General features: G+C 47.3%; 4 protein-coding genes. 3 read left to right on the plus strand and 1 reads right to left on the minus strand.

The features are described from left to right. The first annotated feature begins 11 nt into the window (after positions 1-11). Complete coding sequence (locus HHL17_RS31065; RefSeq protein WP_169228702.1) at positions 12-1,712, plus strand: SusD/RagB family nutrient-binding outer membrane lipoprotein; 1,701 nt, start codon at positions 12-14, stop codon at positions 1,710-1,712. 303 nt (positions 1,713-2,015) lie between these two features. Next, the gene (locus tag HHL17_RS31070) at positions 2,016-5,009 is read left to right on the plus strand and encodes a sensor histidine kinase (RefSeq protein WP_169228703.1); all 2,994 of its coding nucleotides are present in this window, start codon (positions 2,016-2,018) and stop codon (positions 5,007-5,009) included. Here HHL17_RS31070 and HHL17_RS31075 read toward each other — a convergent pair. After that, on the minus strand, positions 4,927-5,622 hold the full coding sequence (locus tag HHL17_RS31075; protein WP_169228704.1) for a response regulator transcription factor: 696 nt from the start codon (positions 5,620-5,622) through the stop codon (positions 4,927-4,929). The genes HHL17_RS31070 and HHL17_RS31075 overlap by 83 nt on opposite strands. A gap of 294 nt (positions 5,623-5,916) precedes the next feature. On the opposite strand from HHL17_RS31075, the gene HHL17_RS31080 reads away from it, so the two are divergent. Next, positions 5,917-12,188: beta strand repeat-containing protein (locus tag HHL17_RS31080; protein WP_206156231.1), on the plus strand; the 6,272-nt coding region annotated here is incomplete at its 3' end.

Raw genomic sequence — 12,188 nt, forward strand, 5'->3', positions numbered from 1 at the left:
AACTGACAAACATGAAAAATGTAAATAAATGGGGATTGGGCGTAGCAGTAGCAGGTATGATGCTGACCGCCTGTACCAAAAACTTTGAAGACATCAACAAAAATCCGCAGGTAAGCCAGGACGTTCCACCGGAAATGTTGATCACCCAGTCTGAAAAAGGTATTGTGGACCGCGATTTTGATTGGTTCTATGACGCTTATACTTATCAGCTGCAGTGGATGCAGTTTGGTGTAGCAGCTCCCGGATCTTCTCCCACCGGCCTTTTCAGCCCAACCAATACCAACGACTTTTATAACGCCTTCTATAAAGGCATTGGTCGTAACCTGGTGGAAATGGAAGCGGTAGTGGCAAAGAAAGCAGAGGCAGAACGCGGACAGTACGGTAACGTACTGGCGATCGCTAAAATTCTGAAGGTGTACAGCGCCTGGAGAGCCTCTGATGCTAATGGTAGCATGCCTTATACCAATGCATTCCAGTCCCGCTCTGATGCTAACTTTACACCTACCTACGATACACAGGAGAAAATGTTCCCTATCTGGGAGACAGAGCTGAAAGCGGCTATTACTACCCTGCAGAGCGGCCTCACCGGGCAAGCTTCTCCGGGTAACGCTGAAATCTTCTACTCCGGCGACATCAACAAATGGGTGAAAGCAGCTAACGTACTCCGTATCAAGCTGGCGATGCGTCAACTGAAAAGAACACCGGATAAAGCTACCGCTATCATTACAGACGCTATGGCCGTTAAAAATGGCCTGTTTGAAAGTAATGCAGAGGAATGGAAGTTCATCTCCGCTGATCAGAGCTTCGCCCGCGCTGGTAACTGGGCAATGGACAACAATCCCTTGTCTGCCAGCAAAAACATGTTGGACTACATGTACGACAATAGTGATCCCCGCCTGGGCATCTTCTATGAGAAAAACAGCTATACCAAAGAACTGGTGGACAGTCTCGTAAAAGGTGGCGTTTTCCCATCTATGCAATATAACGAACGCCGTTATTTCGGTCTGCCTGCCAGCCCGGACAGAAGAAGTGTAAAAGCGGATACTGTGATCTTTAACGTAAAACGTTATAAGATGACCTTCAATGGGAAGGACGTTACCCGGACGCTGGATACCGTGTCTGCTGTACAACGCCGCCTGTTCGACCTGGATGCTGAAAACGGTAACAATAACGGTGCCCGCTATACGCAGCCAATCCTGAGCTATGCAGAACAATGTTTCATGCTGGCCGAACTGGCTGTGAGAGGTATCATCTCCGGTACTGCCGCCACTTACTATAACAATGGTGTGGAAGCTTCCATCAAAGCATACGATGACATGGGCCGCGAAGCTAAAATCCGCGACTATGCACCGCTGGATGCTGCTGCGATAACGAAATACCTGGCGAACGACGCGATCGCTCTTACTGGCTCTACCGACGTGCAACTGGAAAAAATCAATATCCAGAACTTCCTGAACCTCTTCAAATCCCCCTGGGAAGCATGGGGAGCCTGGAAAAGAAGCGGTATCCCGAAAGTGGGTGGTATTCTGCCATTTGAACCAATGCAGGTGGCTGGCCAAACTGTCGTGATCCCTCGTCGCTGGGCCCTGCCACAACCAACCATCGCTAACCAGGCCAACTGGAGGAATGCGATCACCGAAATGCAGCAAACCGGTGAATATGGCAATGCCGACAACGATTTCACTGGCCGTGTTTGGTGGGATAAAAAATAATTTTATAACCAGTAACCATATATAGCAACCTTTGCTAAATAAAAAGAGAGGCCGTTTCCTGCTGGGGACGGCCTCTCTTGCTATTCAGGTTTTTTCTCATTTTGCCTTTATGGAAGTATAATTTTACGAAAAGAAAACCCATATTCAGGCAGCCGGAAAGCTCGAAATAATGATTATTTAACCAGCTGTTGTAGCTAATTTTCAACTATTGAGCCAAATTGGCACAAACTTCGTACATAGGTTAACGTTAACTTTGTTTTATCTCTTTTACCTATGTGCACGCGTCGGAAACCCTGTCTCGTTATGTTACTCACGCTGTCTGCGATCGCCAATGTCTGTCTGGCAGCGACAGATACGCTTCCTTCAGCCTGCCATATTCAACATTTTGATAATACAAATGGGTTGCCTCAGAACACTGTTATGGCCATCGCCCCTGATCCCTGTGGCTTTATATGGCTCAGTACACAAGATGGGCTGGTCCGCTTTGATGGCCTGCGGTTTATGACCTTTGGCATGAATAGCCTCCCAGTTGCTTCTAACCGTTTCCTGGCTTTTTACAGCAATCCTCAGGGTGGGCTGTCGGTATATAATGAATGTAAGGAACATATACGCATTGTTGATGGCTGGCCTCACCGTGATACGGTGGCAGCCAATTATCCCGGCAGTTATCTGCAATGGCATGCCAACAATGACAGACTGGATTCCGGAACAATAGGCCTCCTGGGACTTCCGGAGAAAATACAGGTGATGGGAGGGGTCATCAAAAGACTGGTATTGTACGACAATATTAAAGGTGTTTATAACATTGTCCAGGGGAAGGTGGGTTTTTATGAGAAAGGCGTACTCCGTTATGAAGTGCCTTTTCATCACGGGAAAAAATGCAACTTTTTTTTATTATACAACCGGTTGTACTATTTACATGATAATGGTACCTATTCTGCCTTAACTTCAAAAATCCATACCGGTTTCCTGGAAGGGGATATCCGCGCTGATCCGGCATTTCCCGGAGGTATGCATAACAGTACCTTCTTCTGGAATGTATATACTGCTGACCAGGCGATACTGTATTTCAACCAGTCATTCTACCTGGTGAAAGCCACCAGCCAGGGCCGGCTCACCACTACCCGCATCATTTCCGGCTTTAATACCGCTGATCTGGGCATCCAAATTGCCTGGTACAACGAACAACAGGGAAAGCTTTACCTGGGCAGTAATACTAAAGGGCTGTTTATCCTTTCCAAACAACGTTTTTACGCGCTGAAAACTTTGACTGGTGGTGATTCCTATTATGGCCAGACGGCTTATACAAAAGATAAAATACTGACGGCGCAGGGAGATATGATCAGCACACATGGGGAAGTTCACAGCATACCCGCCATCAGACAGCGGATGTCCTCAGACTGGTATAGCGTGTTCACCGATAGCCTGCATCACATCTGGCTAAAATGGGGCCCCTGGGTATACAAACATGATGGTAAGTCTTTTCAACTGCTCAACAGATGGCGCTTTCCTGCCAAAATAAGTATAATCTACGATGGAGGAGATGGGAAAATGTGGATCGGCTTAAGAGGAAAAGGGATCGCTATCATGGACCTATACCGGAAGAATGCACAGCCGGAGTTGTTTCTGCCATTGAAAGAGGATGTGAGCTACTTCGCCCGCTATCATAATACGATGTTCATGAGTACCAACAAAGGCTTCTACCGTATTGACATTCCCTCACGGCGCATTGATACCATTGCGGCGCTGCGGGATATGTATGTACGCAGCCTGTATGTTTCAGGGCCTGAAGAGGTATGGATCACCACTTATGGCAAAGGGTTCTTTCACTATTATAAAGGCCAGGTGACAACCTTTCCGCTGGATGCCAACAAAGCACTCGCCACCGCCCATTGTATCATCCCCGACAATAAAGGTTTCTTCTGGATCACTACCAACAACGGTCTGTTCCAGGTAAGTCGGGCTGATCTCAAAGCGTATATAGCTGATACGACCAATACCCTGTATTATCATTACTATGATAAAAAAGAAGGTTTTCTGACCAATGAATTTAATGGCGGATGTCAACCCTGTGCTGTAAAACTCGACAACGGCATCGTTTCACTGCCTTCGCTCAATGGGCTGGTGTTGTTTAACCCGGATAACACCCATCCTCTGTTGCCCAACAATGATCTTTTTATTGACAAAATTGTGGCAGATAAGCAGGAAATGCCTGTCACCGCGCATCTGGACCTGCCTCGCAAACTTAGTCAGCTCAATATTACCGTCGGTTCCCCTTATATGGGTGACCAGAGAAATCTTCAGATGAGTTATACACTGGAAGAAAGCGGGCATCAGTCCATCTGGCTGCCGGTTCCGGAAGATGGCATCATCTCCTTGTCTATGCTCTCACACGGTGACTATACGCTGTTGATACGCAAACAAAACGGTTTCGGAAAAGATAATTACCAGGAAAAAAGAATCACTTTCAGTATTGCGGCCGCATGGTATCAAACCTCCTGGTTTATGTTGTGTGTGTTGGGATGTTTTGCCGGTGGCTGTTTCCTGCTGATGCGGCTGCGTATGCGTTACATCAGAAAACGTAACACACAGCTGGAAGCCGCGGTGGCCCTCAAAACCCGGGAACTGCAACAACGTACTGATATACAAGAAAGGATTATCCGCTCTGTCAGTCATGATATTCAAACACCCCTCAAATACCAGGAGTTCCTATCGAAAAAACTCTATGAAGGACTGGTTACAGAAAATAATCCTACCCTCACAGACGTGGCCAGGGTAATGCATGAACATACCTATCGTCTGCATCACATGACAGAAAATCTCCTGAATTATCTGAAAGTGCAGGTGGAAGAACAGCCTTTCCGTACAGAAAGATTTCCCCTGAAAGAAATGGTGGATGAGATTCTGCTGATTTTTAAAGATATCGCACGCGAGAAGGGAACCGCTATTGAGAATTATATTCCGGCAGAGCTGGAATGGGTTGGCAACAGCCAGTTGTTGTCTGTTGTGCTGCACAATCTGATAGACAATGCAGTGAAGGTAACCCGCAACGGCACTATTATGATTGCCGCCCGGTCACAACATGGCAGGGCCGCTATCTTCATAAAGGACACTGGCCCCGGCATGAAACGGGAACTGGTAGAGTGGTTGAATACAGGAGAATCTCCGATACCATTAAGGAACGGCATCGGGTTGATGATCGTCAGGGAACTGATCACCCTTCTTCAACTGGATTTGTTTGTTTCATCTTTACAAGATGAAGGTTGCTGTTTTTGTGTACAGGAGCGGCCATCTTGATTTTTTCAGCCAGCTCAATCACATTGGATACCTTCATCTTTTCAAAGATCCGGGTTTTGTAGGTGCTGATGGTAGAGTCGTGGATGCTGAGCGCCAGCTTGATTTCCTTGGCACCGGCCCCTTTGATCAACAGGTTCATGACCTCTGTTTCCCGTTGGGACAAAGTTGCCGGTTCGCCGGTCAGTATGTTTTTGGGCTTCAGGAGTTCATTCACCAGCTTATCCTGTATGGCTTCGCTGATATATTTTTTGCCCCGGAATATTTTCTGGATGGCGGACTTAAACTCCTCCGGAGGAGCGGACTTTGAGAGATACCCGTCTGCACCGGCTTTTAAATATTCCGGCGCATACACCGCTTCATTGTAACTGGAAAAAATCAGAATGGCGGACTGCGGTTGTCTGAGTTTTACGGCTGGTACCATCAGGATGGTATCACCGCCGGGGATATGGATATCCAGCAATAGTAGATCAAAAAATTGCTTTTCCAGCTTTTTAATGGCATCATCAAAAGTTTCTGCTTCTTCAATTTCAGCGTGCGGATAGAGCTCTTTGATCATGAGGATAGCGCCCATTCTGACTACACTGTGGTCTTCAGCTATAAGGAACGATGGCATGGTATATAGGTATAGTTACGGCAAAAGTCTCCTTCTTTTCTGATACTTTCTGTAGTAATATTTCTACAAAATAGTAATATTCCGATATCGATTTTAGAAATTTTGTTACAGCCCCCCCCGACCAACACTGCTAATTTTGATTGGCGTTATTGCTTTCAACCATTTCCTGTAAAAAGAATGTTCTGTCATGTGGAGAGTCTATGAAAATACCTGACTTCTGTTGAATGCTGTTGATACCGGACGTTTACCGCCTTCCGTCATGAGGCTCATAGGAAATGCAAAACCAATCCCCCGATGATAAAAAAACTTTTACTGTTATGTTTATTTGTACTGGCTGCGTTAATGTCGCAGGCACAGAGTACCTACTATTGGGTAAAAGGCTCCGGCGGCTGGGAAGATATTAACCACTGGTCTTCTACCTCTGGCGGAACCCCTAATAAGGCTATCGTACCTGGTCCGGGGGATGATGTTTATTTTGATGCCAACAGCGGTTTGGTAAATGGTACTATAGTAACCCTGCCGGCCGGCAGCCATGCTTATTGCCGGAACATGTCATGGGTGGGGGTTACAAGCAAAGCAACTTTCAGGAGTGTATCTAACGCCACCAGCTATACGCTTTATATTTCGGGAAGTGCCGAATTGGCGTCCAGTGTTGCCTATGGTATGACGTCGATAATGTTTAATGGGCCAACTCCGGCAACCTTCAAGATAAACGGAGCCGCCCGTGTGAATGCGGCCGGATGGTACAACCCTTTCACGGTTGATAAGCCAGGAAGTTCCCTGAAGGTATTGGGGGATATTCCGGGTCCGTTTGCTGTCTATAATCTTTACCTGACCAATGGGAAACTCGACTTGTCCGGTGGCATACACACTTTTGGCAGCTTTACAAGCACCAACAATAATGTCAGGGAGGTAGATATTACCAATGCCACGATGATTATGTCCAATGTGTCGCCGCCAAGTACCTGGGATCTGCGGGGTACCAATTATACTCTTAATGCTACGGGCTCCTATATCCAGGCCACTAATTTCGGGTCGGATGCGGGTAATTACCCCAAGGTGGATATTACAGGTGCGGGCAGTGCTATGGCCATTAATGGTACCACTCTCGGTACGCTGACGTTTACCAATACCAGCTCCGCGCCGGGCGCGGTGAGGATCGGAATGAATAACATCATTGATCAGCTGGAGTTTAAAGGTCATGGTAATATCCGGGGTGGTGGTAACCAGATCGCACGGCTACTGATGGCACCAGGCAAACAGCTGCTCGTGTGGGGATCAAGTACGATTACAGCGCTGCTTCGAATGAACTCACAGGACTGTGCCGGTCTGAGCGAAATACTGGGTGCTGATGCCCTGGCAGCCTTCAATTTTGATGCTGGTGCAACAACGGATCTGCGCAATGTTTATGCAAAAGCTATGACCTTTGGCGGAAGCATTGTTTTGCCGGTATCTTTCCCAGGGCTTGATGGGGGCGGTAATACGGGGATGGACATACAACCCCTCAGCGGCGGAACGACCATGTATTGGGTAGGCGGCGCCGGCGACTGGAATGACCAGAACCATTGGAGCGCTACCAGTGGCGGCACCGGCGGTTATTGTGTTCCGCTCTCCGCCGATAACGTAATATTTGATGCCAACAGTGGTTTTGCTCCGGCTAACAATACAGTGAGCACAACGGCTAATACCTGGTGTCACAATATGACCTGGACCAACCTGTCCACACCAGTCACTTTTACTACCGGTGCGGGTTATGCGGCAGAAGTTTGGGGGGCCCTGAGCCTGGATCCCAATTTGACCACGACTGCAACCGTGACAATGAAAGGGGCGGAAAATGTTACCCTTACTACCCATGGCTTTTCCCAGGGAAGACTTATACTGACCATCACGAAACCTGTTGGTGCTGTCTCCCTCACAGATAATTTTACCAATCCTCAGGTATCGATCTTGTTGACCAGTGGTCAATTCTATATGGCTGGCCGTACATTGGATATTTACGAATTTAAGAGTAACGGTAACAATGCACGAACAATTGATATTACCAATGCAACCATCACTACCAGGTACAACTGGGAGCTGACTGGTACCGGACGTACCTGGGTCAACAATGCTGCAGGTTCTTTTATTACCAGTAATGATTATTTTTTGGCATCAGGTCTTACTTATCCCAAAGTATATTGTACCAGTGATCTGGACCATTTCAACATCTCCGGTGGTACAATTGATGAACTGATATTTACGAACCCTAATCCTCTCTCCAAAGCAAATATCAGCGCCAATAATATTATCGGTACCCTGGAGTTTAAAGGGGCAGGGGACATACGAGGGGGCGGTAACCAGATCGCACGGCTGTTGATGGCGCCATCCTCTATTAACAAGTTTGCAGGGAATAATACCATTAAAGAGCGGATACGACTGAATAGCGTTACCTGTTCCGGATTGGGAGAGATGAGGGGGCCTGGTACCTTAAATTTTTCTCCAGGTGTCACTTTTGATCTGGCCAATGTATATATACAAAACATGACTGCTACCGGTAGTGGTATACCCGTACCGGTAACAGGCGTAGATGCTGACGGAAATACAGGATTCTCGATTACCGCCACAACCGGAGGTAATCGTTATTGGGTAGGTGGTAGTGGCGACTGGAATGATCCTTCGCATTGGTCTGCTTCCAGTGGAGGACCAGCTGGAGCTTGTGTGCCTACTGCCCTGGATAATGTATTTTTTGATGCCAACAGCTTTACCAATGGTAGCAGTACGGTAAGTGTTGCTACAGGAAACGCTTATTGCCGTAATATGGACTGGACCGGTGCAGGCTTTAACCCGGTGTTTAACCATACTACCAGTTTTGGTATGGAAATCTGGGGCAATCTGGTCATGAATCCGGCGGTGACAATGAATGCATCACCAGTCTTTAAAGGACCTTCCGATGCTACGATTACCACCAATGGCGGTGGTAGTGGGGTATTGGTTTTATATATCGAGAAACCTGCTGCCAATACGGTACGTTTCCTCGATAATTTTATCAATCCCACGGGAGGATCCATTGCGCCAAAAAGCGGAATAGTGGACCTGACCGGCCTTACTATAAAGCTGGCCTCGATTTCTGATTATTTTGCAACAGGACCGACTAACATTAAGATTGCAAATGCCACTATTAATGTTGGGGAGTGGTATTATATCAAAAGTACCACCAGAACAGTGGATGCCAACGGATCTTCTATTACAGCGACCAATTTCTACACCAGTGGTTGCGTTTACAACAAGGTGAACGTCCAGACAAGTGATGGTAACAAAATAGCCATTAACGGGGCTACCATTGCTGACCTGTTGTTCAGTAATACCGCAAATCCATCAGGTGCTAATATAGGTGCGAACAACACCATTGGCAGGCTGGAATTCAAGAGCAGTGGAAGGATAGCTGGTATCAATAATACGATCGGTACCTTGATTTTTACGCCAGGTAAAATATATACTTTCGGAGCCAACACTAATACCACGATCACCGGAGACTGGTTTGGCAGTGGAACGCCCTGTAACCTGACGGAAATTAACGCTGCTGGTGCTGCCAATGCTACGATTACCAAAACAACCGGATCTGTTAACTTTGATTATATCAGGGTAAAAGGTATCACCGCTGCTGGTATTACACCATTTAACGCCGGTGAACATAGCCAGGATCAAGCTAGTAACGTGAACTGGAGTTTTAAGCCTTATAACGGTTCTGCTCCTATCACCGGTCTGGGCCCCGATCTCACCCTGTGCTCTGATAAATTTCCCCATACACTTACCACAGATGGTTTTTTTGGCTCGCCGATGTGCCAGTACAAATGGAATGATGGTAGCACCGATCTCACGCTGGTGGTTACCCAGCCCGGAACTTACAGTGTGAAGGTAACTTTCCCTGATGGATGTTCTTCCTCCGGCTCTGTCAAGATTACAGAAAGTAAGGTCGTGGTACCGGCTATTACAGGTAACTTGAATGTCTGCGAACAGGCTGCCACTTTACTCGCCAATACTACTCCCGGTGGTATCTGGAGCAGTAATGCCACTACTGTGGCCACTATTGATGCTACTGGCCTGGTGACTGGTATCAAAGCCGGTACAGCAGATATGATGTATGACGTAACTAACGCAGATGGTTGTAAAGCCAATCAAACAGCTACTGTAACTGTAAATGCCTTACCGGTTGTATCCCCGATTGGTGGTATTACCAGTGTATGCGTTGGCGTTACTACTGCTTTAAACAGCGCAACTACCGGGGGAGTATGGAGTAGCAGCAACACCGCTATAGCTACAGTTAATGTATCCGGAGTGGTAACCGGCGTTGCCACAGGTACTGCAGATATTATATATGAAGTAACCAATGCCAGCGGTTGCAAAACACAACAAACTACAAAAGTGACCGTAAACGCCCTGCCGGTGGTATCTCCGATCACTGGTACCAATAATGTATGCATTGGGGTTACTACTGCATTAAACAATACGACCCCGGGCGGCGTATGGAGCAGTAGCAATACAGCTGTCGCTACTATAGACGCTACAGGCCTTGTTGCAGGTATTTCAGCCGGCACCGCGACGATTACTTATGTAGTAACCAACGCCAATGGCTGTAAATCACAACAAACTACAACAGTGACCGTAAACGCGCTGCCGGTAGTATCTCCGATTACAGGCACGACCAATGTATGCGTTGGCGCTACCACTAATTTAAGCAGCACCACTACTGGCGGTGTATGGAGCAGCAGCAACACGGCTGTCGCTACTATAGACGCTACAGGCCTTGTGGTAGGTATTTCAGCCGGCACCGCAACGATTACCTATGAAGTAACCAACGCCAACGGCTGTAAATCACAACAAACTACAACTATAACTGTAAACGCTTTACCGGTGGTATCTCTGATCACTGGTACCAATACTGTATGCATTGGATTTACCACTGCATTAAACAATACGACCCCAGGCGGTGTGTGGAGCTGCAGCAATACAGCTGTAGCCACAATAGATGCTAGTGGCCTGGTAACAGGTGTTTCAGCTGGTACAGCAATGATTACCTATGAAGTAACCAATGCTAATGGTTGTAAAACAAAACAAACAGTAACCATAACCGTGAATGCATTACCAGTAGTATCACCCATTACAGGAACTACTGATGTGTGCGTAGGTTCCACTACTCCCTTAAGCAACACCACCCCAGGTGGCATATGGAACAGCAGCAATACGGCTGTCGCTACTATAGACGCTACAGGCCTTGTGGCAGGTATCTCAGCCGGCACCGTAGCGATTACTTATGAAGTAACCAACGCCAACGGCTGTAAATCACAACAAACTACAACAGTAACCGTAAACGCCCTGCCGGTGGTATCACCGATTACAGGCACGACGAGTGTATGCGTTGGTGTTGCCACTACCTTAAATAACACCACCCCGGGCGGTGTATGGAGCAGCAGCAACACGGCTGTCGCTACTATAGACGCTACAGGCCTTGTTGCAGGTATTTCAGCCGGCACCGCAACGATTACTTATGAAGTAACCAATGCTAATGGCTGTAAAACACAACAAACTGCTACAGTGACCGTAAACGCCCTGCCGGTGGTATCTCCGATCACTGGTACCAATAATGTATGCATTGGGTTTACTACTGCATTAAACAATACAACCCCGGGCGGTGTATGGAGCAGCAGCAATACAGCTGTAGCCACAATAGATGCTAGTGGCCTGGTAACAGGTGTTTCAGCCGGTACAGCAATGATTACCTATGAAGTAACCAATGCTAATGGTTGTAAAACAAAACAAACAGTAACCATAACCGTGAATGCATTACCAGTAGTATCACCCATTATTACAGGAACTACTGATGTGTGCGTAGGTTCCACTACTCCCTTAAGCAACACTACCCCAGGTGGCATATGGAGCAGCAGCAATACAGCTGTCGCTACTATAGACGCTACAGGCCTTGTGGCAGGTATTTCAGCCGGCACCGCAACGATTACTTATGAAGTAACCAACGCCAATGGCTGTAAAGCACAACAAACTACAACAGTGACCGTAAATGGGCTGCCGGTAGTATCTCCAATAACTGGTACTACCAATGTATGCGTTGGTGCTACCACTAATTTAAGCAGCACCACTACTGGTGGTGTATGGAGCAGCAGCAATACGGCTGTCGCTACTATAGACGCTACAGGCCTTGTGGCAGGTATTTCAGCCGGCACCGCGACGATTACTTATGTAGTAACCAACGCCAATGGCTGTAAATCACAACAAACTACAACAGTGACCGTAAACGCCCTGCCGGTGGTATCACCGATTACAGGCACAACCAGTGTATGCGTTGGGGTTACCACTACCTTAAATAATACCACCCCAGGCGGCATATGGAGCAGCAGCAACAACGCTATCGCAACAATAGACGCCAACGGTTTGGTGACAGGTGTCTCAGCCGGCACCGCAACGATTACTTATGAAGTAACCAACGCCAATGGCTGTAAAGCACAACAAACTACAACAGTGACCGTAAATGGGCTGCCGGTAGTATCTCCAATAACTGGTACTACCAATGTATG

It is taken from the genome of Chitinophaga fulva (assembly GCF_012927205.1).
GTDB classification, from domain to species: domain Bacteria; phylum Bacteroidota; class Bacteroidia; order Chitinophagales; family Chitinophagaceae; genus Chitinophaga; species Chitinophaga fulva.